The organism is Aureibaculum sp. 2308TA14-22, assembly GCF_040538665.1.
GTDB lineage: Bacteria > Bacteroidota > Bacteroidia > Flavobacteriales > Flavobacteriaceae > Aureibaculum.
Genome location: NZ_JBEWXT010000001.1, coordinates 2,779,962 through 2,805,809 on the forward strand (window position 1 = coordinate 2,779,962; position 25,848 = coordinate 2,805,809).

Genomic DNA, 25,848 nt, shown 5'->3' on the forward strand with positions numbered 1-25,848 from the left:
CATATAAAAGTAAAGTATTAGTCAAAAAATATGAAATTATCACAGAAGTTATTAGTTAGTTTTGGTTTAGTCATTGCTACTAGTTTCTTATCAGGGTCATATTATCCTACAAATACTGTAAAGAAAACTCCTAAAAAACCAAATATACTTTTCTGTATTGCTGACGATTGGGGTTGGCCACATGCCGGTGCTTATGGAGATAAAGTAGTAAAAACACCTACATTTGACAGACTTGCTAATGAGGGTGTCCTTTTTGACCATGCTTATGTTTCCAGTCCGTCATGTACACCGAGTAGAAGTTCTATTCTCGCGGGTCAGTATCATTGGCGTTTGGGTGAGAGTGCAAACTTATGGTCAACGATGGATGTGGATACACCCGTTTATCCTTTGTTATTGGAAGAAGCAGGTTATCATGTTGGTCGTTGGCGAAAATGTTGGGGTCCTGGAGACTTAAAAGCTGGAGGTTATATTGACAAAAATCCTGGAGGGAAAGAATACCCAGAGGGATTTAAACAATTTCTGGAAGCAAGGGAGGATGGAACTCCATTTAGTTTTTGGTTAGGAGCATCTGACCCACATAGAGGATATGAAAAAGGCAGTGGAAAGGCTTCAGGAATTGATATAGATAAGGTTCAAGTACCCAAATTTTATCCCAATGAAGAAGAAATACGCTCAGATATTGCAGATTACTATTTTGAAGTTCAACGATTTGATAATGATGTAAATAAGGCCATACAGCTATTGGAAGAGATTGGGGAATTAGAAAATACGATTATTGTAATGACGGGCGACCATGGAATGCCTTTTCCGAGATGTAAAAGTAACTTATATGATATGGGTGTTCGTGTGCCATTGGTGATAAGATGGGGAGAAAAGGTGAAAGGTAACAGACGAGTGAAAGACTTTGTTTCACTTACCGATTTGGCAGCTACTTTTCTAGAAGTTGCAGATGTAACTATTCCTGATCAAATGACAGGAAAATCATTAAAACCAATTCTTTTATCAAAAAAAGAAGGCTGGATTGAACCAAAACGCGACCATGTTATTTTTGGAAAAGAACGCCATGTTCCCGGACAGCTCGCACCATCCTTAGAAGGTTATCCTAGTAGGGGCATACGAACCGAGCATTACTCATATATTCGTAATTTTTACCCTGAAAGATGGCCAGTCGGAGTTCCAGAAGGTTCTTCTCACCCGATGAATACTTTCCCAGACTGTGACAATGGACCTACAAAAACATTCCTTATTGAACATTCCAATGACTCCAATTATAAGCAATATTATCAATGGAGTTTTGCAAAGCGACCAGCTGAAGAATTGTACAATATAAAAGTAGACCCAGATCAACTTAACAATCTTGCGGACAATCTTGAATATAAGAACATCAAAAAAGAGTTATCTGAAAAACTCATTATGCTCTTAACTGCTTCAAAAGATCCTCGTATGACAAGTGATGGGGAAAAATTTGATGAATACCCTTACAGGGCACCTTATAAACTTAATGACGGAAATAAAAACTGAAAAAAGGTTTCTTTAATAATACAATTTAGTTTGATTCTTAATATTTTTTCCAATAACTTCGCTATATGTGCTGAACTCGTTTCAATATCGGTGGATATAAACCATTGAAACGAGTTCATATCCTTATCGTTGTAAGTAAAGCACGAAAACCAACAAACCAAGTGAATAAAACAATATTTGAGATAACAAAAATGGATTGTCCTTCAGAGGAAAATCTAATCCGAATGAAATTGGACGGAATTTCGAGTATTGCGAATTTGGACTTTGATATTCCGAACCGAAAATTGACCGTTTTTCACAGCGGAGAAATTGACCAAATCGAAAAGTCCGTTATCGAACTGAATTTAGGCGGAAAAAAAATCTCAACGGAACAAACCGACCAAACGGTATTTAAAGAAAACGAAAACCAGAAAAAACTACTTTGGTCTGTACTTGCCATAAATTTTGCGTTTTTCATTATCGAAATGACAACAGGAATTATCTCAAAATCAATGGGACTTGTTGCCGATAGTTTGGATATGCTTGCGGACAGTTTTGTTTACGGAATTAGTTTGTTTGCGGTTGGCGGAACTTTAATCAAGAAAAAACGGATTGCCAAACTTGCTGGATATTTTCAAATAATACTTGCGATTATTGGATTTATAGAAGTTTTGAGAAGATTTTTCGGAGCCGAGAAACTTCCCGATTTTTCAACAATGATTATCGTTTCGATTTTAGCACTTATCGCAAACGGAATTTGTCTTTACATTTTGCAAAAGTCAAAGAGCAAAGAAGAAGCACATATGAAAGCGAGTATGATTTTCACTTCTAATGATGTCATTATAAATTTAGGAGTAATAATCGCTGGAATTTTGGTAAATTGGTTGAGTTCAAATAAGCCAGATTTGATTATTGGAACAATCGTTTTTGCGTTGGTAATTCAAGGAGCATTTCGGATTTTGAAATTAAGCAAGTGAATGAAAAAAGCACTACTTACAACAACATATAAAAATAATTGCTATTTTGTGCTTAAATAAAGGTAGTTGCGTATTTGCTACATCTGAATTTCCTTCGGAAATTCCTCGCACGCAAACACGCAACTATTCTTATACAAGACCGATAGCGAAAATCAAAAATCAGTCTTGCCATTCTGCAATAAACAAGTTGGTATCTAACTTTTTATATTTCAGAATGTCAATCCTTTTAGTCCTGCCATTCTGCAATAAACAAGTTGGTATCTCTACCACCTCCATTATTTCTATTTGAAGAAAAAATCAGTTTTGTACCATCATTAGAAAATACCGGGAAAGCATCAAAAGTTTCTCCATGTGTAATTCGGGTCAGATTTTTTCCATCAAGGTCAATCATATATAAATTGAATGGAAAACCACGTTCGGCTTCAAAATTCGATGAAAACAATATTTTCTCTCCTGAAGGGTGAAAAAACGGACTCCAATTTGCATTGCCCAAATTGGTCAGTTGGCGTAAGTCGGAACCGTCTGCATTACAAATGTAGAGTTCCATTTCAGTAGGCATTACCAAACCTTCTGCCAACAACTCTTTGTATTGCTTTATTTCTTCTTCTGTTTTTGGTCGTGAAGAACGGAATATTAATTTTGTACCATCAGGTGAAAAGAATGCACCGCCATCATAGCCTAGCTCAAAAGTAATCTGTTTTACATCAGAGCCGTCAATATTCATGGTATACAATTCTAAGTCGCCACTCCTGTCAGAAGTAAATACAATTTTATCACCTTGTGGCGAAACAGTAGCCTCTGCATCATAACCTTTTTCAGTCGTTAGTTGTTTAGTAATATTTCCTTCAAGGTCAGCCACAAAAATATCATAACTACTATAAATTGGCCAAACATATTTTCCTTCTTTACGCAACGGAGCATCAGGACATTCCTCACCTCCCAAATGGGTAGAAGCATAAACAATACTTTTATTGTCTGGTAAAAAATAAGCACAAGTGGTTCGTCCTTTCCCTGTACTTAGCATAGGTGGAGCAACTAAACTATCCAAGGTTTCATTAGCATTCATCAAAAACATTTGATCGCATTCAACACCCCATTTTTTATGGTTAGATTGAAATACAATTTGTTTATCGTCAAAACTCCAATAGGCTTCGGCATTGTCACCGCCAAAAGTTACTTGTCGTAAGGTTTTAAAATGAGTTTCTTCCGGGTATATTAATGCCGTTAGAGCTGAATCAACTTTAACTTCCGTTTCCTTTGTGTTATTTTGCTCCGTTTTTTTATCGTTTTTACAAGATATTGTTAAAACCATGATCCCGATAGTTATCGGGATTAAAAAACCTAATATTCTTACTTTTACCATAATACTGTTCTCAAATAATTTTATAATAAATGACAATTATTGCCTAATTTTGCGGTTGCAAAAATAAGATATATAAAATGATTAGATTAAAATTATCAGTAATTTTTATTGGATTAGCATTTTTAGTTACAGGGTGTAAAAAAGAATATACTCCAGAAAACAAAATAAAAGAAGATGTAGCTTTTTTAGCCGATGATAAATTAGAAGGTAGGCAAACAGGAACAAAAGGAGAAAAAGAGGCCGCTAAATACTTGGCAAAACGTTTTAAATCGTTAGGACTTCAACCAAAAGGAACGGATGGTTACTTTCAGGACTTTACATTCAAGCCAAAAACAAATCCACATCAAAAGGTAAAATACACAGACGTAAATGCCGACAGTACAATTACTGGAAGAAACGTTTTGGGTTTTATAAACAATAATGCTGCTGAAACCGTTATCATAGGTGCACATTACGATCATTTAGGTTATGGTGGCGAAGGTTCTTTGCACAGAGGTGAAGATAAAGCCATTCACAACGGTGCAGACGACAACGCCAGCGGTGTTGCCGTAATGTTGAATTTGGCAAGTAAACTTAAAAACACCAATAATAAGAACAATTACCTTTTTATGGCTTTTTCTGGTGAAGAAATGGGCTTATTGGGTTCTAATTATTTTGTAAAAAATGCAACGATAAATCTAGATTCTGTAAACTATATGCTAAATATGGATATGGTAGGTAGATTAAAAAAAGACAGCACGTTGGCAGTTTATGGAGTGGGTACTACACCTATTTTTAAACAGGTAATTACTGCAAGCAATAATAAATTCAAACTCATTGAAAAAGAATCTGGAGTGGGCCCGTCGGATCATACTTCATTCTATTTAAGTGATATTCCTGTATTACACTTTTTTACAGGCCAGCATGAAGACTACCATAAACCTGGAGATGATGCTGAAAAGCTGAATTATGAAGGAATGGAATCTGTATCAAATTATATTTTTGACATTATTACCGATTTGGACGACAACGGTAAGTTAGCCTTTAGAAAAACCAAAAACGAAAGTGATGAAACACCTCGTTTTAAAGTTACACTAGGTGTTGTACCAGATTATATGTTCGACGGAAAAGGGATGCGTATTGATGGAGTAAGTGAAGACAAGCCCGCCCAAAAAGCAGGGTTGCAAAAAGGTGATGTAGTATTACAATTAGGAGATAGTACTATTGTTGATATGATGGGTTATATGAGAGCATTGTCCGCTTTTAAAGTAGGAGATGCTACTACTGTAAAAGTGAAGCGAAACGGAGAAGAAATAGAAAAGGAAGTAACGTTTTAAGCTAAAGAAATTTTGACTGTAAGAGGCAAAAAATAAAGAGACCTCACAGGTTTTTGAAACCTGTGAGGTCTTTCAAGTAAAAAGGGATAATATGATTAGAAACAAGTCTGACTTTACCAATAAAATCCATCTAATCATTTCTGTATTGATTGTTATTCCTGTTGCTATTGTTTACGGATTTCAACCTGATTTGGTATTTGATATTCGATTCAACAGTATTGACGAATTTAACTTCTCCAAAGCCATTATGGGCTTGTACTTAGGGTTCTCTGTACTTTGGATTTTAGGAATTTTTAAGTCTTCCTTTTTTAAAGCAGCCATCATAACCAACATCGTTTTTATGTTAGGCTTAGGGTTTGGCAGAGCATTAAGTATTTTTTTGGATGGCAACCCCTCTTCAATCTATATTTTTGGATTAATAGCAGAGTTGTTTTTAGGGTTTTATGGAGTTTGGGTATTGAGGAATAGTACTACTTCAAATTAGCATTCTATTTTCTTAGAAAAAATGTACTTTTGCACGGAATTAGAACCACAGACCAGACCTCACAAGTTTTCACTTGTCAACCGAAGCTTTTTGCGTAGGCGGAAAACCTGTGAAGTCTAATTAAAAAAAGAAAATAGATTTGGTAAAAATAGGCAACATAGAACTTCCTGATTTTCCTTTACTTTTGGCACCTATGGAAGATGTTAGTGACCCGCCGTTCCGTGCATTGTGCAAGGAGCAAGGTGCTGACGTGGTCTATACCGAATTTATTTCTAGTGAGGGTCTTATTCGCGATGCAGCAAAAAGCACCATGAAACTAGATATTTACGAAAAAGAACGCCCTGTTGGTATTCAGATTTTTGGTGCCAATTTGGATAGCATGCTGCAAACTGTTGATATTGTTGAAAAATCAAATCCTGATATTATCGATATTAACTTTGGTTGTCCCGTAAAAAAAGTAGTAAGTAAAGGTGCTGGTGCTGGTATTTTAAAGGACATTGATCTTATGGTAAAATTAACGGCAGAAATGGTAAAAAGAACGCATTTGCCTATTACCGTTAAAACACGTTTGGGTTGGGATCACAACTCCATAAAAATAGTAGAAGTTGCGGAACGATTACAAGATGTAGGTTGTAAAGCTATTGCCATTCACGGTAGAACACGAGCTCAAATGTATAAGGGTGATGCTGACTGGAAACCAATTGCCGAAGTAAAAAACAACCCTAGAATGCATATTCCTGTTTTTGGAAATGGTGATATTTCTTCTCCTGAAAGAGCACTAGAAATGCGTGATCAATATGGATTAGACGGAGCCATGATTGGTAGAGCTACCATAGGCTATCCTTGGTTTTTTGCAGCCGTAAAACATTTTTTTAATACCGGAGAGCATTTACCACCGCCCACTATGTCGGAACGAGTTGAAGTAGCCCGTAGGCATTTGCAAATGGCTATTGATTGGAAAGGTGAACGTTTGGGTATTGTTGAAACAAGAAGGCATTATACAAACTATTTCAAAGGTATTCCGCACTTTAAAGAATATCGTTTAAAAATGGTTACTACTGATGACGCCGAAGGTGTATTTGCAGTTTTTGATGAAGTAATTGAAAAGTTTGGCAACTTTCAGTTTACGTAAATTAAATAATAATTATCTATTAATCTTAAGCTAACTGAGCAATGTCAATGTCTTTCATTTTGCCATTCTCCAATTTTCCTAAAATAGTTACATCTTTAGTCTTTTCGTATTCCTGTATAGCTATTAGCAACTGCTTTTTATTATCACGGCGTATTTTAATACCACCTGATTTTTGATTCTTATTTTTGATTTCTATATAATATCCGTCTCTTAACTTCTTAGGTTTCGTTGCAGGTCTTCCCATAGTACTATTGCTTTTATCTTTTCAAATTAAACTTATATTGTCGGCGACAATATACATTAATCTGTTAAATATAGGTAATTAAAGTCGTTAAACATTAGTTAATGTAAAAAATTTATGAGATTGATTTATTTGGTGTACTTATTTTATTAAAATTACAAAATTTAAAAGACTGATTATCAAAATCTAAACTTAAACCCAATTAGAAAATCACCTTTACCTCCACTAAAAGTGAGTTCCATATGTTCTTGTTGATAAGGTGTCGTAAATAGATAAGTACTTCCAATTCCAATTACTGCCCCAGCTAATACATCAAAAATATCATGTTTGTCTGCTTGTATTCTACTGTAGCCCGTGTAACTAGCCAGCAAATATGCTGGTATTCCGTATTTCCACCCATATCTTCTTTGTATAAATGAAGCACTTTGAAAGGTAAAAGATGTGTGACCAGAGGGAAAAGAATTATCATTTTCCATATTTGGTCTTTTCTTACTTATTATCTGCTTTAATCCATAAGTTATAGCAAAATTAACTACCGCTCCTTTTGTAAATTGCCAAGTACCCCTAGTATCGCCCTTAATAATTGTTGAGCCTAAGACTATTGTGGGCATCGCATATAACAGAACATCACCTGAAGTCTCAATAGTTTTATTTTGGGAAAATATGGTTTGAAAGCAAAGCGAAAAAGCAAAGACTATTACTAATTTATTCATTTATAGAATGATATAAATTTAAAACGGTTAATTAAAAATTATATTTTAAAATCCAAAACCTAAACCAAACGAAAATCGGGCTCCATCAACAGCATTAAACAGAGACACCTGAAATGTGATGATATCAGCTGCATTGGCAAATACTCCACCGCCATAGGAGTTGTGCCATTTATCAGAATCTTCACTATTAAACCAAACTCTTCCATAATCAAACCCGCCATAAACACCAATGTGTAAGGGTAATAATCCTGTTCTAACTTTTCTTAGGTTTAATCGCAAATCTGTACTTTGATAAAATGAAGATTTTCCTGTAAAACGTTGATTTCTGTACCCTCTTAATCCGTCATTCGCTCCAAGCGAAGCTGCTTGGTAAAATTCAAAATTATCACCAAAAATAACATTTCCTTTGAGTTTTGTTGCCAACACTAAATTGCCTGATGGCACCAATTTATAGTCAAAGCCAATTGAAGGAATAATATATCCAAACATATTGGACTTCTCTAAATTGGCTTTGTAACCAACTTGTAAGCTAGCATGCATACCCATAGTTGGAAAAGCGTTATTGTCTCTATTTTCAAAACTAAATTCTACATCTGCACCTAAAAATTGATTTTCGTTTTCAATTTCAGTTTGATTATAAAAATCGTTGATGAATCTATCCTCTGTTTCTTCAACTTCAATGGACTCATAACTTGCCCCAATTTTAAACTGAGTACCATGCTTCCCATTTTTAATTAATGATGGTTTAAATGAGATACTACTTATTTTTACACGATTGAAATCTATATCAAAGGTATCATCATCTATAACATTAGGGTTAATCGTTTCATTTCCATAATCAAAAAAGTTAATACTGTAATTAGGGCTAGTAAGGCTAGCTTCAAAACCCAAGTTCCATGAACCTATAAAATTGGCAAACTCGCCATGATATATAAGTTCAAAACCATTGGTGGCAAAATAATAAGACCCAGAAAGCGAGTGCTGAGAAGTAAATGGATTTCGCTCAAAACCATAAGTAGTAAACGTATTTGAAACACCTATTTTAACTCCATCATCAGGATTAAAACCTATAGTTGGTGTAATTTGATTTATATTGTTCTTTAATTTGGTATAATCATAAACATTAGTTTCATAATCATCTGTCAGTTTTTTTCTACCTCTTTTAGTGGGAAATTTATTTTTCTTTGATTTATAATCATAAAGCACAACCCTCTTTCCATTTTCAATTTGGTATGTGTCGTTATTTTGCCCGCCAATAATTCTTATTTTAATTAAATCATTCCCTTCTCCATAGGTTTTAAATACATCTTCATCATCTAGACCATAAATCCAAATTTCTTTAGTATCATGTTTTAAATAGGTTCTTTGATGAAAGACATCTTTCTTTTTTCCATTTTTAATTCTATAGCCCGTAACTTTAGTAGCTCCATTTGATAATCTTTCAATATCAAACCAATCGTCCTTGTCTGTACCTCTAATTACAGCGAATTTACTTATGATTTTATAATACTCATCGGCAGTTTTAGAAAGACCTTTAATTCTAGATAATAAAACCCTCTTTATTTCAGTGATAGTTTCATCTTGAACTTCTTTTGGCATCATTTTTAAAGCATCATCAATTACATCAGAAGTTAAATTTTTTTGAATAAACTTAGCCTGTTCTTGCCATTGTTTTTTATCGGTCTGACTAATCATAATCATATCTAAAGAATATGGACTGGAGTTAAAACCTTTCACATTTCTAATTTCATCATTAAACCCTTCCATCAATTTTAAAGGTGGTACAATTCTAGTTGCAATTTTCATTAAAAACCCGTCTCCCATAATAGAAAATGCTTGATCTCTATCTCTAGGTATAGGTTTATAGATTACCTTATCTGTTTTTTTGTCTTTAAACTCTGCCCAACGCCACTGATCAACATGTCTGTCCCAATCACCAATAACCATATCAAACAGCCTAGCTCTTAGGTAGGTAGCATCATCAACCACATATTTCTCATCCTTTCTTAATTTTTTTAATAAATCATCTGTACTTTCAATTTTTTTGGTAAAACCATAACTTTTTAGGTTTTGATGGCTATCGGAAACATGCTCTTCAATCATATACAATTCATCTCCAAACTCATCATTAAATGACCCTAAAATTTCTTGTTTTGGGACATAATATAATACTGGATTTGTATGGAAAAGGTCAACTGCATCAGATAATACTCCTGTGGCAAAAGGAGCATAGGGATGTGATCCAGTATAAAAGTCTTGCAATAAATTTTCGGTAAAAGTATCTTCAAACTCACCAATAATATATTGCTCTTTAAAAGCCATAGCTTGTAAATAAACCTCGGCACTTTTACGCAAAGCACGCATAACATATTGCCTTCCTTCTTTATCTATCAACCGTAAAGATTTAGACTGGTGACCACCTCCTTTTCTGATAGGTTTTAAACCACCAAACATCGTATCTAAATTTACTGTAGGAGCATTAACTTTTGTACCATAATATTTACGATAACGTTCTCCCCAAATACTTTTATGAAATCCGCTTTTATCAACTTCTTTATCGGTATAAATTGATGCTTTAGCGGCTGGTGGTGAATTATAAGTATACGATTGACTCTCAGCTGACGCATTAGAAGGAATAACTTCAGTTTGAAATATTACGCCATTAGTTTTAGCTGAAAAGAATTTTACCGAAGAAGAGCCATCTTTAAATATATTTAATATGGCGTATCCCGAATCGCTAGAGGTAAATTCTGCTGACACATTTTTAGTTGCAGTATTTTTTGAACCAGAGCCACTTATTATTTGAGGTATATTATCTTTCTTAAGATATTGTAAATTATGATCGTGCCCAGAAACAAAGATTACTTTTTCATTTTCCTGAGCCAAAGTTACTATCCTTTTTATGAATTTATTATATGATCGATTTTGAATATCCGCAGGTGAAACCCCGCCAGTTTTTCTAATCAGATTTTTTAAAGTTCCCAAAACTGGTAACGGTTTCATATGTGAAGCAAAAGAGTATTGACCTCCATGTGGTCCATTGCTAAACATAGGATGATGTAAAGCTATAAGCGTTGTTTTTCCACTAGATTTTTTAATTAGACCTTCAAATTCTTCAAAAAACTTGGTACGTGTTCTTATCTCGCAATCATCATTAATTGTTGGATGTTTATCCCAATCAGTTAAATACCATTCGCTATCTATTACAATCAATACTGTATTATCGTTAATATCTATTTTTTCAATAGGACATCCGTTTTCGGGCAAAAAAGTGTTTCTGCCTAAAATTTTCTCAATATATTCTTCTTGACGTTTTAGCCCCTTTAACCCAGAGTACCAATCGTGATTTCCGGGAATAAAAATGGTTTCGCCTTTAAAATTTTTAACCGCATCAGTTTGAACATTAAGTTGATGCTCAGCAAAAGTTCTATTTTTATGACTTTTCTTTGGTAATCCTTTAGGGTAAATATTATCTCCTAAAAATATAGCCGTACTATTTTTTGAGGCATTAGAAAGTTCTTTTTTAAAAGACTGTAAAGCAATTGAAGAAGTACCCATTTCTGAATTACCAGCATCACCAATTAAATAAAAAGTATGTTCAATTTCTCTAGTAGGAAATTTTATACTTGTAACTCCTTTTTTTATTTGAGTGTTGTAGGTTGCACACGCATTGAGTAAAAAAATAAAAACAACTGTTACTACAAGTTTGTAATAGTATCTCATAGGTTCATTGTTTAATTAACTTGGATAAGCCATTTGAAATGAAATTGCAAAAGCAATAACCGACAAAATAATTCCCAATAAAAAAATGGTATATGTAATTCTTAAAATTTTATACTTTTTATGCAAAACCAATCCCAAAAAATAAAGGTCCTTTTTCATTGAAGAATATAAATAGTCTCTATCTTGCATCATTTCTCCCATTGCCCATTCAAATTCATCCAAGTTTACTTTATGAAAATTACCAAAGAACAACAGGTTTACTTTCTTCTGTTCAACATCTTTTTTGGTAAACTTTCCACTAGTAACATTTGGTCTTGTAGCCAATACCGATAACCCCATAGAAACCAAACTAAATACAACAAAAATAACCGTTGGAACTATTAAATATTGATTTGATGGGTTATCTAGTTTTGGAATTAAGTTTGACAATGCCATTGAAATAATTATGGCATTTACCGATAGTAATATGTTAGCTTTGGTATCGGCAATATTACTCAAATTAATATGGTTTCTAAGGGTAACCCTAAACATAGTTTCTATACCACGCTCTGGTGTACTTGCCTTCCTTTTTTTTAGTTTTAATTCTTCTGCTTTAATACTATTTTTTTGTTCATCTTTTTTTAATTTCTTTTGAGATTTATACAGTTGAGCTAAATTTTTGTCTTTGGCTAATTGCCAATTTGTTAAAGCGTAATCTGTGTAATATTGGTGATGATTGCTTAAAAAGTTAATATTTTCCTGAATCCAATCGGCATCTGTAAAGACTTTCAATTCCTGCTGCTCCCATTCTTCGCGAAGTAAATCACTCAATTCTGAAAACCCTTTATTACCTATATGTGCACAATCGGCATCTAAAATTATTTTCTCTAATAAATTTTCAGGTTCTTTTGTTTTGGCGGTAGCTAAAATTAACTGCTGAACTTTAGCAATAGTGGTTTCTGTAATTTTTTCACGCTGTAAAAAAATCTTTGCCATTTCTGCTCCTAATCTTTCATGATTTTCAGGACTTTTAATATATCCGATATCATGAAACCATGCCGCCATTTCTAAAATTTGGGCATCTCTAGCAGTAACTTTTTCGTTTTCAATTAACTCTTTAACATAACTAACTACCCTACGTGTATGGCTAAGGTTATGATAAATACAAGTCTTAGGTAAATTTTCGGTGAGTTGAGAAACCACATAGTTTTCAACCTTTTGCAATATTGTCATAGACTATTATGCTTTTATATCTTCGATTAATTGATCTATAGTTATAGTAGTTTTTTCATTAAAATCTTGCTTATAAATAACCTCTACACGTAAAGCCTTTAAACCTGAAACACCTTGTAAATCTTCTAATTCTAAACTTTCAACTTTCCCTAAATAATTTTTTGATTGCAAATATTTAATATACTTTTTATACTCAATTGCATCTTTTTCTTGAGAATATACAATCGCAATTTTTCCTGGCACAGTTAACCGTTCATCAGTACCTTTTATATGTGCTTTATCTATTCGCTTTTTAATAATTTCATAACGAATATTATAGGCACCATCAACATCAAACTGTTTCTCGTCCATTCTAAATTTAATGGCCATAGCATTACTATGTACCAATATAAGTGATGCTATTTCTAAATCATACTCAAGAGTATCTTTAAGTTGATGAGCAAGGTTTTCCATTTCAAACATTACTTGCAATTGCCATAAACGGAGATTATATAGATATAATGAATTGTATTCTTTATTGTTTACCAAAGATTGTCCAATGTACATATTATACTCAACTCCATCTGTTTTGTAACGTTCAAAATAATGAGGAAACATTGATTGTGCTTCTTCTTGTTTTTTGTCCAGAAAGTCAGCTAGCTTCTCATTTAGAACTGTTACACTTTCTTCATAAGCTTTTCGTTGTTCATAAACCACATGTAATTTAGAATCTAATCTGCTCATATAAACAGTGACTAAATTTTCTAAATGAGAATTTAGTTCCTTTACATGATTAAAAACTGGATAAATTTCACGTTTTAAAAAATCAAGAATCCCAATTTCATCACCAGCATGGAGCCCTTTTTTAACTTCTAATAAATACTCCTCAACTCTAAACATTAACTCATTGTAAATTGGCAACTGCTCTACATCACACGCATTTTTTAAGACGTCTACTGCCAAATTAAGTTGAACACTCAAATCATTCTTAATTGCATTATTCCTCGCAATAGACGACCCTTTAATATCTGATTGACCATACAGTGGATATACGTTATCGAAAACAATATCATCGAGTTTAGGGCTTTCAGAACCATGAATTTTATCATTAAAATAATTTTCTGCGGCCTGATAAAAACGCCATTTTACCGTAGGATGTATTGAAGTGTAATGCTCTTGAATAGTAGCTTCAAGAATATTTTGATGTTCTTCGGAAGAACGTTTTACCGCTGCTTCAAAAACTGGAATAAGATCTTTTAATTTGTTTTGATTGATAGAATTCAATTCATAAGGTCTTGGCGATGCAATTTCCAAAACGGCCAAATCATTATTATCAGTAGCTTTAATAGGTATTAAAATTAGGCTTTTAATTCCATTTCTTTTTAAATTCTTATAAAAAGGGTTTTTATTAGTTGCTATACCATACTTTTCAACATCTGATATAGTCATAGCCTGTATTTTATTAAAAACATTGTGTACTACTCCTTCACAAAAATATTGACCACAATTAATTTCAGATTCAGTATTCAAAATCAAGCTATCCGATTTTTTAATTTTCGTGTCACACAACTTAATATTGATTGCATCAAAAATTGAAAACCCAAGTTTTAGATCTTTTATGTTAAAAAATTCCCTCAGGTTTTGCTGCATATCAGCAATTAGGTTATCATCTTGTCTTAATAAACTCTTCGTTAGAGAAGATATAGTTTCATCGGCCGTCACATCAAAGAGATTCATTATGCCAAAGCCCTTGAAGATATAACTATTAGGCGGAAATTTCTTTTTCCAAACTTCTATATCGTCATAATTATCCAATAATAATTTATAATCTTCATCTGTAATTTTTGGTGCAGTTTTAGTGGGTATCACATCAGCAAAATCACCGTTAAAAGCCACTCGATAATGTTTGGTAATTCCTAAGTTTTTATCAGGAATATCAAAAAAGAAAGGCCTTTTTAAATCAATATTATAACCATAACAATAGGCTAAAATCATTACACAGCCATGGATATACAATTCATCTTTATCAAAATTTCTGATACTAAATTCATAATCTTCACCCGCATTTTTTAAAATATTCTTGAACCTATTTGTAGACTTAAAAGTTGTAAACGAGAATGGAATACTAGCTGTTTTAATCTCATTATCTGTTAAAATTTCTGGGAACAGCCCATCAAGCATTAAATCAATTTGATCTTTGTATTTCTTCAATAATGAAATATCTGTAAATCCATCAACCAATTCAGGATAATTTTTTAAATAGGTAGTGATTTCTTTTGCAGACTTATGGTAAGGGTGTTTTTCATCTTCAGTATACTTTTGATAAAATGAAAATACTTTTTCAAAACTTATTTGAAGCTCTAAAGGAAAGTCTAACTCTTTTAAATTTTCCGATTGTTGAATCATCATAAATAGAATATTTAACTTACTAAATTACAAATTTTTTAAGTAAGTCGTAAAACTACGTTGTTTCTAACAAAAGTATGGGTTACAATTAGTGTATCGTTGGTATCAGGCAATTAGCTTCTTAGAAATCCTTGAACTAGCTATCAATGCCGCTAAATACCCTAAAGCTAAAATTGTAAAAAATACAATCACCACATTAAATAAGGTAAACTTTACTGGATAGGCTAAAGATTGGTTAATCATAATAAACCCAAACTGCTTTTGTAATAACACAAAGGTAATTGCTAAAATTAAACCTAATAACAATCCGAAAAGAGATAGTAAAAAGCCTTGATAAATAAATATTTTTTTAATTTCTTTAAGACTTGTTCCTAAATTAAAAAGGGTTTTTAAATTTTCGCGTTTATCTAAAATCATCATAACAATAGCTCCAATGACATTAAATAAGGCAATTATTAAGATTAAAGTAAAAATTAGATACGAAACTAAATTTTCAGTGTTCAGCATTTTATGAAAAACAGCATTAAGCTGCTCTCTAGTTTCTATTTTAAAATTATCACTTAATTTTTGCTTCAGAATTCCGATTGTTTCGTTACGACTAGCATTAGCCGTTAATTTTAATTCTATAGCCGAAATCTGATTGGGTTTATAATTTAACAAACTTTGTGCTATAGTTAAATGAGAAAAAACATATTTTCTATCTAACTCTTCTGTTAGCCTAAAAACACCAACAGGTTGTAGGTTAAGACTGTTAAATGCCGTTTTCGGGTTACTTACATAACCTTTACCGGGCTTTGGAACAGAAACCTTTAAAGATTCAGAAAAATCATAAGTACCAAGTGATAATATTGCAGAAACACCATTACCAATAACTACTGAGTTGATGATTTCTTTGTCCAACCAATCTCCAACATAAAGTGCTGTATCAATATTATTTACTGACAAATAATTATCATCAACCCCTTTTATACTAGCAATATGCGATTTTTCATTGTAACTAAAAAAAGCCCTCTCTTCAACTACCTTGCTGTAATATTCAATGTTCTTATCATCTAAAATTTCAGCAATTGAATCATTAAAAAAAAATGATTTACCTTCCGTAGCACTTATCTTTAAATCTGGATCAGAAACTCTTATAAAATCTAAACTAAAGTCTTTTAAACCTGAAAAAACAGATAATACAATAAATAGTGCCATAGTACCCACCACCACTCCAGTAGCTGCAATTATTGTAATAATATTTATTGCGTTATTACTACTTTTAGAGAACAAATACCGTTTAGCTATGTATAAAGGAAATCGCAATTTATCGTTTTTGTCTTTTTGCTAAAATATCAGGATTTTTTATAGGGTTTTCTACATCTCCTTTTAAAGATTGATCTATTCCGTCTATATAATCTAAAGAATCGTCTATATAAAAAGTAAGCTCAGGCATTCTACGCAACTGATTTTTTGTCCGTTGTGCTAATTCATGTCTAATTAGTGGAGTGTTTGATTTTATGCCCTTAATTAATTCGGAACTTTTATCCGTAGGAAATATACTCAAATACACCTTAGCATCTGACAAATCTGAAGTAACATTTACCTTAGTAACTGATATAATTATGCCTTTCATCCCATCTTGTGCTGCATGTTGCAGCACATCAACCAAATCTTTCTGTAAAACACTGGCAATTTTCTTCTGTCTATTTGTTTCCATACTGCAAAAATAAGGTATAAAACTGAACTTTTTATTTTAGCATATGTTTTAACAATAATATTGATTATTTTAATTTGAATTTTAACTAAATTTACAAGACTTAAATTATGGTGAAAAATGAAAAAAATAGAGCATATTGGTATAGCTGTTAAAGATCTAGATACTTCAAACACATTATTTGAGAAGCTTTTTGGTAAACCAGCATATAAATTAGAAGAAGTAGCTTCCGAAGGTGTTATAACCTCGTTTTTTAAATCAGGTCCAAATAAAATCGAATTATTGGCTGCTACAAGTCCTGATAGTCCTATTGCAAAATTTTTAGAAAAAAACCGAGAAGGAATCCATCACATAGCCTTTGCTGTTGATGACATTAAAGAAGAAATAAAAAGACTTAAAAATGAAGGGTTTATCATTTTAAACGATAAACCTAAAAAAGGAGCTGATAACAAATTGGTCGCTTTTTTACATCCCAAAAGTAGCAATGGGGTTTTAATTGAATTGTGTCAAGAAATTAAGTAAAAATAAGTATATTGCAACACATTTTTTGATACAATTTATTAATGAGCACATCTTTTGAAAAATATCAAAAAAGGCGTTTAAAATCGTCCTATTTTTCTGTAATTTTAAGTATCGCTTTTGTGTTGTTTTTATTAGGATTATTTGGACTTTTAGTGTTAAATACCAAAAAGATTTCGGACTATTTTAAAGAACAATCATCCATCACAATTTTTCTTAAAGATGATGCGGACAATCAAAAAGTCAAAAACTTACAGACACTTTTAAAAAGTGAGCCATATACAAAATCAATTACCTATATTTCTAAAGATGAAGCCGCTAAAATAGCAACTGAAGAAAATGGAGAGGATTTTATGGAGTTTTTAGGTTACAACCCACTAAAAAACGCCATAGACTTATATATTAAAGCGGATTTTGTTTCACTTGAAAAAATGAGTGAAATTGAAAACAGCTTAGTAAAAAACAATGTGGTTCATGAGGTTTCTTATGATAAACCTCTAATCGGCTTATTGACAAAAAATATAAAGCGTATAACACTTTGGGTACTTATATTCAGCAGTGTTTTTGTATTAATAGCCATGCTTTTAATTAATAATTCCATTCGCCTTTCGGTATATTCTAAAAGATTTACCATTAAAACCATGCAATTAGTTGGAGCAACTAAACGTTTTATTAGAAAACCATTTGTTTGGAGCAGTATAAAATTAGGAGCCTTAGGAGCTTTCGTTGCATTAATAGCTTTGGCAATTGCCATGTATTATTTAAATATTAATTTCCCTGAATTTGGCTTCTTAGAAAATACCGAATTATTAGCCATATTATTTGTTGGTATTTTTCTAATTGGTATTGTTATCTCTTGGATAAGTGCATTTTTTGCCACACAGCGTTTTTTAAATTTAAGAACAGATCAATTATATTATTAAAAAGATGAGTAAAAAAGAATCTAAACAAAATCACAATAACGAATTCCTTTTCGGGAAAAAGAATTATATGATTATGCTTATTGGCCTTATTGTAATTGCACTCGGTTTTATATTAATGGCCGGTGGAGGTAGCGATGACCCAACTGTTTTTAATGAAGAAATCTATAATTTTCAAAGAATTAGATTAGCTCCCACCCTCGTTCTTATTGGTTTGGCTATAGAAATTTATGCCATTTTGGTTAATCCGAAAAAATAGCAATGAGTTATTTAGAAGCTATTATTTTAGGCCTAATTCAAGGCTTAACCGAATTTTTACCTGTATCTTCAAGTGGACATTTAGAATTGGCTAAAGCCTTATTTGGTGATAATTCCTTACCAGAAGAAAGCTTAACCTTTACCGTAATTTTACATTTTGCTACCGCATTAAGCACATTAATTATTTTCAGAAAAGAAGTGCTTCAAATTTTAAAAGGATTGTTCCAATTTGAATGGAATGATGAAATGATTTTTTCTTTAAAAATTATTCTATCAATGATTCCAGCAGTTATAGTTGGATTATTATTTGAGGAACAATTGGAATCTTTTTTTGGTGGAAAGATTCTTTTAGTAGGTTGCATGCTATTAGTTACTGCTCTTTTATTACTACTTGCTGATAAAGCAAAAAATACTACAAAAGATGTTTCCTATCCAAATGCATTTATTATCGGTGTATCTCAAGCAATTGCCATGTTACCCGGAATTTCAAGATCAGGAGCCACTATTTCTACTTCTGTATTACTAGGTGTGGACCGTACCAAAGCTGCTCGTTTTTCTTTCTTAATGGTTGTTCCGTTAATTTTCGGAAAAGTAGCCAAAGACTTTATGGGTGGGCATGTAAATTTTGAAAGTGCCCAATTTGGGCAAATGGCAGTTGGATTTATTGCTGCTTTTGTTGCAGGGTTATTTGCTTGTACTTGGATGATATCTTTAGTTAAAAAAAGTAAATTATCTTATTTTGCCATCTATTGTGCTCTTATAGGTCTAATAGCTATTGGTTATGCAATATTCTACAACTAATGACGGTAGAAGATTATAAAAACGGACAAGTTCTATTAATCGACAAACCCTTAAAGTGGACTTCCTTTCAGGTTGTAAATAAAATACGTTGGGCTATAAAACAACAATTTAATTTAAAGAAAATAAAAGTTGGCCATGCTGGCACTTTAGATCCTCTAGCTACAGGACTACTAATTCTTTGCACAGGAAAGTTCACAAAAAAAATCAATGAATTTCAAGCCCAGGTAAAAGAATATACGGGCACATTTACCGTAGGTGCCACTACTCCATCCTATGATCTTGAAACTGGAATCGACCATTATTTTAAAACGGACCATCTAACGGATGAGGTCATCTATAATACCACAAAACAATTTATAGGCGAAATAGAGCAAAAACCGCCTGTTTTTTCAGCCTTGAAAAAAGATGGCAAAAGACTTTACGAACTGGCCAGGGCTGGGGAATCCGTTGAGATAAAATCCAGAAAGGTAACGGTATCGGAATTTGAGATTACCAAAATAGACCTGCCCAAAATCGAATTTAGGGTAGTTTGTAGTAAAGGTACGTACATCCGTTCACTAGCTTATGATTTTGGCAAAGCACTAAATTCGGGTGCACATCTGTCCGCATTACGACGTACAAAAATCGGTGAATTTAATGTGGAAAATGCACAGCGTATCGATTCTTTTCTAGATACAATTTAATCCCAAAAGTTGCAATAAATCACTTTCAATATTTTTCCCTTTATCGGTATTGTACCAAACTTGCAATCGTTCTTTAAAATCAGCATCTAAAACTCCAAACTTTTCTTTTTGCTCAGCTACCATTTTTGTAGCTTCACTTGGTCTCGGACCCCAAGAATTTACAACTTTATTAGTTTCGGTTTCCAATAGAATTAGTTTAGGAATTGACATACTTCCATTGGTTAAAAACAGATTCATCAATGCTTCGTTTTCATCACGCAAAACAATTTTTAAATCAATTGTTGAAGAAGCTTCCGCAACTTTATTGATTATGGGCAATACCTGTGCCGCATCACCGCACCAGCCTTCGGAAATTACCAAAAACGTGTATTTTTTGATTAAATTTTGAGTACAAGAAATTGTTTTATCAGATAGGGTAAAGGTTTTATCCAGCCTTTTCATTCTGCTATTGTTTAACTTGCTGTAATGCAACAAATCATCAGATTGGTTCGGTCCTGTTGACTTTCCTTCTTTTAAAAGACCTGTAACTAAATTTCTATATTCTTGATACGAAATTGCTTTTTCTAAACTGTTTTTTATGATAGTATCCATCAAAATTATTATTTAAGATTACAAATTTATGGATAACTTAGTCTCTAGAATGTTACAAATATTACAGTAAATAGTATTTACTTTGATTCATTTAATAATTTTAAATTCCTTAACATCACTTCCGTCATCTTATCCAAATCAAAAGTATGCTTCCAGTTCCAATCTTTTTTAGCTTGGCTATCATCCATATTTTGTGGCCAGCTATCAGCAATTTGCTGTCTAAAATCAGGTGTATAATTTATTTTAAAATCTGGGATATGCTTTTTAATAGATTCGGCAATCTCTTTTGGCGTAAAATTGGTAGCGGAAATATTATATGCTGCAAAATTTTCTGGTAAGTCAGCTGCCATCAAATTAACAGTAGCATCAATGGCATCATCCATATACATCATCGGTAACCTTGTGCTTTCCGACAAAAAACAATCATATAAACCATCTTCTAAGGCTTTATGATAAATTTCCACTGCGTAATCAGTTGTACCACCGCCAGGAGGTGTTTTCCAACTAATAATACCGGGATAGCGTACGCTCCTTACATCAATACCATATTTGGTTTTATAGTATTCGCACCAGCGTTCGCCAGCTAATTTACTGATTCCGTAAACTGTAGAAGGCTCTGTTATAGTTACCTGAGGAGTGTTTATATTTGGAGTTGTTTTACCAAATACAGCAATAGAACTAGGCCAAAAAACTTTTTTTAAATAGCCCTCTTGGGCGAGTTCCAACACGTACAGCAAACTATTCATGTTTAAATCCCAAGCTCTATGTGGATACTTTTCTGCAGTTACCGACACCATAGCTGCCATCAAATAAACTTCGGAAACATTGTGCTTTTTTATAATATTTAAGATAGCTCCTTTATAGGTGGCATCTAATATCTCAAAAACTCCGTTTTTCATCGATTCATCGGTATAGTCTTTAATATCAGACGCCACAACGCGTTCATTCCCATAAATACTACGTAATTTAAGCACAAGTTCAGACCCAATTTGTCCGCAAGCACCTATAACCAGAATTGAAGATTTATTCATCTATTTTATTTTATAAGAGCTACAAATCTAATAAAATAATTAGCTTCAATTTACCTTAAAAGTTACTTATTTAGTTAACTTTGCTTAGAGCCATTTTGGATTTAACAGTATGAGTTATTTAAAAATTTTCTGCCTTTCAGTTTTTACTGTATTGTTTGTTTCTTGTCAAGACAATAAGAATAATACAATGGACAAAAATAATACACTGAAAGATTCAATTTTTGATACTGATAAAAAAATAATAAGAGCAATAGGTGAAACGCTAACACCAGATGCTAAAAAAAAGGTTGAAAATTGGGAAGAATACCACCAATTAGATAATTTTTTAGATAATTTTTACAGTAGTTCACCTAACGAGGTATTAAATCTCTCAAAAGAATTATCTGTAACAACAAAACAGCTTAAAGATTCTTTAAAAATTGATAGGTTTAAACAACCAGATGTTAGCATTAGAATTAATGTACTTCATAATTATGCCTTACGTTTAGCTGATATGTCAACCATACCAAGTATTAAAGTAGAAGAAGTACAGGAGGAAACTCAAAATGTTTTAGATGCATTTTCTGCCTTAAATTCTAAAATTAATAATTTGACTAAACAAGAAAAGTTGGAAAAAGAATTGAAAAACTTTACTGCACCTATAGAAATTGAAAGTGACGAAAGGATTATATTTAATTGACGTCTAAATAAGAATTAAAATAGAGTAGATAAAATTCTAACCTTAAAAAACAAGAATTTCGAGGTTTTATAGGTATCACACACACAAACATTTTTAATAAAACGGAATAATTTCACTAAATTTGGTGAATTCAATTAATTCAAATTATCATATATGTATAAAAAATTACTTCTCATTATATTTTTATTGTTCTCTTTTAACCCTGCTTTTTCGCAAGAATTACCTCTGGATGTAAATAATGCTAACAGCAATCTTAAAAAGAAAAGTACTAACAATACTTTTGAAAATACTGTTAATCAGTATGAAAATTATTTCTCAACAAAAGACATTGCAAAAAAAGGTAGTGGTTATAAGCCTTTTAAAAGATGGGAATACCATTGGAATCGATATCTTCAAGAAGACGGAACTATTGCTCCAGCAAAACATTTATGGAATGCTTGGGAGCAAAAGCAGAAAATGTCGAAGTCGACAAAAGCTGCAAGCAATTGGACAGCAGTTGGTCCAATTTCTCAATCTAGCAAAAGTGGTCTTGGTAGAATAAATACTGTTTTTGTAGATCCTAACAATGCTAACACTATTTATGTTGGTGCTCCAGCAGGTGGTTTATGGCGATCTACCGATGCTGGGGTAAATTGGACACCCTTAACTGATGACCTACCTCAAATAGGCGTTTCAGGAATTGCCGTTGATCCTAATAACTCAAATGTAATTTATATCTCAACTGGGGACGATGATGCTGGTGATTCTTACTCTGTTGGTGTTTTAAAATCGACAAATGGAGGAACTACATGGAATCAAACTGGATCATTAGGTGGTATAAATGGGGATAATGGTTATAGTACAAGTAACGAAATTTTAATAGATCCCTCTAATTCAAGTATAGTTTGGGTAGCGACTGGTAATGGATTGTTTAAGTCTACGGATGCGGGTGCAACTTGGAGTAATACAATCCCTGGAATTCATATCAGAGATTTTAAATTAAAGTCCGGAACACCTAATACCATATATGCAGTATCAAGTAGTACATTCTACAGATCCACAAATGGAGGTACTACCTTCACTTCTTCATCCTCTGGTTTACCAAATGCCAATTCTACAGGAAGATTAAGAGTTGAAGTTACCTCAGCAACTGGAGCGACTGATAATGTTTATATTTTGGCAACTGACAGGAGCTGGGCATTTGTAGGGGTATATAAATCTGTTAATAATGGTTTAAATTTTACAAAAACTGCCGAAAATGATGATATTTTCGGGAGTACTCAGGCATGGTTCGATTTGGCTTTTGTAGTATCTCCGATAAATGCAGATGTTATGTTTGTTGGTGTGCTAGATATTTGGAAATCTATTAACGATGGTAATAATTTTGTTAAAATTAACTCTTGGTTTCAACAAACTCCTTCTTATACGCATGCAGATATTCATTTTTTAAGATATTATAACGGTGACTTATATGCTGGTACTGATGGAGGTGTTTATAAATCGACCAATGATGGTAGTACGTTTACTGATCTTACTGAAAATTTAGCGATTAGTCAATTTTATAAGCTTTCTGTTGCCAAACAGACTTCAACCAAAATGTCTGGAGGATTACAGGACAATGGAGGGTTTTCTTTAATTAATAACAACTGGCACAATTATCATGGTGGTGACGGTATGGACTCTGCAGCTGACCCAAATAATGAAAATACTTTTTACGGCTTTACACAATATGGTAGTAATTTAACCAAAACTACTGACGGCGGTTTAAGCGGTACCACTATTGCAAGTGCTCCATCTGCAGAAACAGGTCCTAATGATAGTGGCGGAAATTGGGTTACTCCATTGGTAATTAATAAGGCTGGAGAAATTTATGCTGGGTATAAACAACTTTATCAATTGATTAACAACGGTTGGGTTCAAATTTCCAATCACAATTTTGGATCTAATTTAGACGCAATAGAAATAGATCCGAGCAACAATAATAATATAATAGTTTCTAGAGGTAGAACAATTTACATAAGTAATGACAAGGGTAAAACTTTTACTACTCGTAATTCTCCACAAACTGGAATTTCAGGCACGCATGTTAGCTCTATAGAATTTCATCATTCTAATAGTAATATTGTTTGGTTAACTACTACCGGAGTTAGTAATATTGCAGGACCTAGTAGTGGGCATACTGGTGGTGGAGTATATAAATCTACTGACGGTGGTTTAACCTTTACTGATATTTCTGCTGGGCTACCCAACGAATCTAAATTTGTAGTTAGGCACCATCCGTTTACCACAAATAATTCTATTTATGTGGGAACGGCTTTAGGAGTTTATCATTTAAACGATGACTTAACATCATGGGAAGTTTTTTCTACTAACTTACCAAATGTAGCTGTGCCAGATATTGAAATTAACCCCTATGATGCGAAAATTACGGCTGCAACATATGGTAGAAGTGTGTGGCAATCTAGCATACCGTCTATTTCGCTACCCGCTAAAGAAGTGGAATTAACAAAAATAAGTTCACCAAACAATAGTGTAACTTGTGGTCAGGTTACTCCTAAATTATTGGTTACCAATAATGGACAAAATACCTTGACTTCTTTTACTGTCAATTATGCTATTGATGGTGGGGCTAACCAAACATTTAACTGGACCGGAAGCATTGCTTCAAATGCAAATACTACAATAGAATTGCCAACCATTGCAGCAGCAAGCGAAGGATCACATACATTACAAACGGATATTGTTTTAGCTGATGATTTTAATACTTTTAACAATTCAGCTACTACATCGTTTACAACTAACAAATCTCAAGAAGGACAAGTAATTAATAGTTTTGATGATGTAAACACTGATAAATGGATTGTTTCAGATAATAATTTATGGCAAATTGGCACACCAACCACAACACTGCTAAATAATAAAGTAGCATCAGGTTATGTAACAAATCCTTCAGGAAATTACCCTGATCAGACCACTAGTTATTTAACATCTCCTTGTTATGATTTATCGCGTTTGGAAAACCCTGTTTTAAAATTTAAAATGGTTTTTGACCTTGAAGAAAACTGGGATATTGTTTATTTAGAATATTCTACAGACCAAGGTGCTAATTGGCAAGTTTTAGGTACTGCCAACGATCCCAATTGGTATAACAGTAACAGAACCAATGCTTCTTCAGGAGCTGCTGACGATTGCCAAAATTGTCCTGGTGCCCAATGGACTGGCACCGATACAACCTTGAAAGAATACAGTTACAACCTGTCTCCTTTAAATGGTGAAACGAATGTTATCTTTAGGTTTTCATTTATTTCTGACCCATTCACAAATAATGAAGGTGTTGTAGTTGATGACTTTCAAATTGATGCAACGGCTATTTTAGCAGTTGATGATTTTGAAGAAGGAGAATTTTTAATTTACCCTAATCCTTCTACATCAATTTTTAATATAAAAAGAAGAAATACCGCTGGCCAGAACATGAATATAAATGTTTTTGATGTTACCGGAAAGTTAATAAAAAAACATACAAATATTACCGAAGGAAACTATCAACTACAGATGAACGGGGTAGCCAAAGGTGTCTATTTTATAAAAATTAATATTGACAATAAAAACTTAGTAAAAAAATTAATATTGAATTAATTATTAGCA

22 protein-coding genes are annotated in these 25,848 nt (G+C 32.8%); 12 read left to right on the forward strand and 10 right to left on the reverse strand.

The window, feature by feature from the left end; translation table 11 throughout:
- Positions 1-30: 30 nt before the first annotated feature.
- Positions 31-1,521 (forward strand): sulfatase family protein, encoded by a 1,491-nt coding sequence (locus U5A88_RS12490; RefSeq protein WP_354206925.1) that lies wholly within the window; start codon positions 31-33, stop codon positions 1,519-1,521.
- 161 nt (positions 1,522-1,682) lie between these two features.
- A complete protein-coding gene (locus U5A88_RS12495; RefSeq protein WP_354206926.1) occupies positions 1,683-2,477 on the forward strand; it encodes a cation transporter in 795 nt (264 codons plus the stop codon).
- A 226-nt stretch (positions 2,478-2,703) separates the two neighbouring features.
- On the opposite strand, the gene U5A88_RS12500 is transcribed toward U5A88_RS12495, so the two are convergent.
- Positions 2,704-3,789: a TolB family protein gene (locus U5A88_RS12500; protein WP_354206928.1), complete on the reverse strand. Its 1,086-nt coding sequence runs from the start codon at positions 3,787-3,789 to the stop codon at positions 2,704-2,706.
- Positions 3,790-3,917: 128 nt separating this feature from the next.
- Between U5A88_RS12500 and U5A88_RS12505 the strand changes: the two genes are divergently transcribed.
- The 3 genes from U5A88_RS12505 to dusB all read left to right on the forward strand — a co-directional run bounded on the left by U5A88_RS12505 (position 3,918) and on the right by dusB (position 6,772).
- Positions 3,918-5,156, forward strand: a complete 1,239-nt coding sequence (locus tag U5A88_RS12505; protein ID WP_354206929.1) for a M28 family peptidase — start codon at positions 3,918-3,920, stop codon at positions 5,154-5,156.
- Positions 5,157-5,247: 91 nt separating this feature from the next.
- Positions 5,248-5,640 carry a DUF4345 domain-containing protein gene (locus tag U5A88_RS12510; protein WP_354206931.1) on the forward strand — a complete coding sequence of 131 codons (393 nt, stop codon included), beginning with the start codon at positions 5,248-5,250 and terminating at the stop codon, positions 5,638-5,640.
- 139 nt (positions 5,641-5,779) lie between these two features.
- Positions 5,780-6,772: a tRNA dihydrouridine synthase DusB gene (dusB, locus tag U5A88_RS12515; RefSeq protein WP_354206933.1), complete on the forward strand. Its 993-nt coding sequence runs from the start codon at positions 5,780-5,782 to the stop codon at positions 6,770-6,772.
- A 25-nt stretch (positions 6,773-6,797) separates the two neighbouring features.
- Here dusB and U5A88_RS12520 read toward each other — a convergent pair whose 3' ends face one another.
- The 7 genes from U5A88_RS12520 to rbfA all read right to left on the reverse strand — a co-directional run bounded on the left by U5A88_RS12520 (position 6,798) and on the right by rbfA (position 16,745).
- Positions 6,798-7,016: a hypothetical protein gene (locus tag U5A88_RS12520; protein WP_354206934.1), complete on the reverse strand. Its 219-nt coding sequence runs from the start codon at positions 7,014-7,016 to the stop codon at positions 6,798-6,800.
- Between the two features lie 176 nt (positions 7,017-7,192).
- Positions 7,193-7,726: a phosphatase PAP2 family protein gene (locus tag U5A88_RS12525; RefSeq protein ID WP_354206936.1), complete on the reverse strand. Its 534-nt coding sequence runs from the start codon at positions 7,724-7,726 to the stop codon at positions 7,193-7,195.
- A gap of 45 nt (positions 7,727-7,771) precedes the next feature.
- On the reverse strand, positions 7,772-11,449 hold the full coding sequence (locus U5A88_RS12530; protein WP_354206938.1) for a metallophosphoesterase: 3,678 nt from the start codon (positions 11,447-11,449) through the stop codon (positions 7,772-7,774).
- A gap of 15 nt (positions 11,450-11,464) precedes the next feature.
- Positions 11,465-12,661 (reverse strand): Pycsar system effector family protein, encoded by a 1,197-nt coding sequence (locus U5A88_RS12535; protein ID WP_354206940.1) that lies wholly within the window; start codon positions 12,659-12,661, stop codon positions 11,465-11,467.
- 6 nt (positions 12,662-12,667) lie between these two features.
- Positions 12,668-15,049, reverse strand: a complete 2,382-nt coding sequence (locus U5A88_RS12540) for a GAF domain-containing protein (RefSeq protein ID WP_354206942.1) — start codon at positions 15,047-15,049, stop codon at positions 12,668-12,670.
- 102 nt (positions 15,050-15,151) lie between these two features.
- Positions 15,152-16,351 (reverse strand): ABC transporter permease, encoded by a 1,200-nt coding sequence (locus U5A88_RS12545; RefSeq protein WP_354206944.1) that lies wholly within the window; start codon positions 16,349-16,351, stop codon positions 15,152-15,154.
- 1 nt (position 16,352) lies between these two features.
- A complete protein-coding gene (rbfA, locus tag U5A88_RS12550) occupies positions 16,353-16,745 on the reverse strand; it encodes a 30S ribosome-binding factor RbfA (protein WP_354206946.1) in 393 nt (130 codons plus the stop codon).
- Between the two features lie 117 nt (positions 16,746-16,862).
- On the opposite strand from rbfA, the gene mce reads away from it, so the two are divergent.
- The 5 genes from mce to truB are packed head-to-tail and all read left to right on the forward strand — an operon-like array spanning position 16,863 to position 19,923.
- Positions 16,863-17,264, forward strand: coding sequence for a methylmalonyl-CoA epimerase (gene mce, locus U5A88_RS12555; protein WP_354206948.1), 402 nt, complete (start codon positions 16,863-16,865; stop codon positions 17,262-17,264).
- Between the two features lie 41 nt (positions 17,265-17,305).
- Positions 17,306-18,184, forward strand: coding sequence for a cell division protein FtsX (locus U5A88_RS12560; protein ID WP_354206950.1), 879 nt, complete (start codon positions 17,306-17,308; stop codon positions 18,182-18,184).
- A 4-nt stretch (positions 18,185-18,188) separates the two neighbouring features.
- Positions 18,189-18,440 (forward strand): DUF3098 domain-containing protein, encoded by a 252-nt coding sequence (locus U5A88_RS12565; RefSeq protein ID WP_354206952.1) that lies wholly within the window; start codon positions 18,189-18,191, stop codon positions 18,438-18,440.
- Between the two features lie 2 nt (positions 18,441-18,442).
- A complete protein-coding gene (locus U5A88_RS12570) occupies positions 18,443-19,240 on the forward strand; it encodes an undecaprenyl-diphosphate phosphatase (protein ID WP_354206954.1) in 798 nt (265 codons plus the stop codon).
- Positions 19,240-19,923 (forward strand): tRNA pseudouridine(55) synthase TruB, encoded by a 684-nt coding sequence (gene truB, locus U5A88_RS12575; RefSeq protein WP_354206956.1) that lies wholly within the window; start codon positions 19,240-19,242, stop codon positions 19,921-19,923. Before U5A88_RS12570 ends, truB begins: the two co-directional genes overlap by 1 nt.
- Here truB and U5A88_RS12580 read toward each other — a convergent pair.
- A complete protein-coding gene (locus U5A88_RS12580; protein WP_354206958.1) occupies positions 19,909-20,514 on the reverse strand; it encodes a thioredoxin family protein in 606 nt (201 codons plus the stop codon). The two genes, truB and U5A88_RS12580, sit on opposite strands and share 15 nt — an antisense overlap.
- 77 nt (positions 20,515-20,591) lie before the next feature.
- On the reverse strand, positions 20,592-21,545 hold the full coding sequence (locus U5A88_RS12585) for an NAD-dependent epimerase/dehydratase family protein (protein ID WP_354206959.1): 954 nt from the start codon (positions 21,543-21,545) through the stop codon (positions 20,592-20,594).
- A 109-nt stretch (positions 21,546-21,654) separates the two neighbouring features.
- On the opposite strand from U5A88_RS12585, the gene U5A88_RS12590 reads away from it, so the two are divergent.
- Together U5A88_RS12590 and U5A88_RS12595 are read left to right on the forward strand one after the other, a co-directional pair.
- Positions 21,655-22,224 (forward strand): hypothetical protein, encoded by a 570-nt coding sequence (locus U5A88_RS12590; protein ID WP_354206961.1) that lies wholly within the window; start codon positions 21,655-21,657, stop codon positions 22,222-22,224.
- Between the two features lie 153 nt (positions 22,225-22,377).
- Entirely contained in the window at positions 22,378-25,839 is a 3,462-nt protein-coding gene (locus U5A88_RS12595) for a T9SS type A sorting domain-containing protein (protein WP_354206963.1), read from the forward strand.
- Positions 25,840-25,848 lie beyond the last annotated feature (9 nt).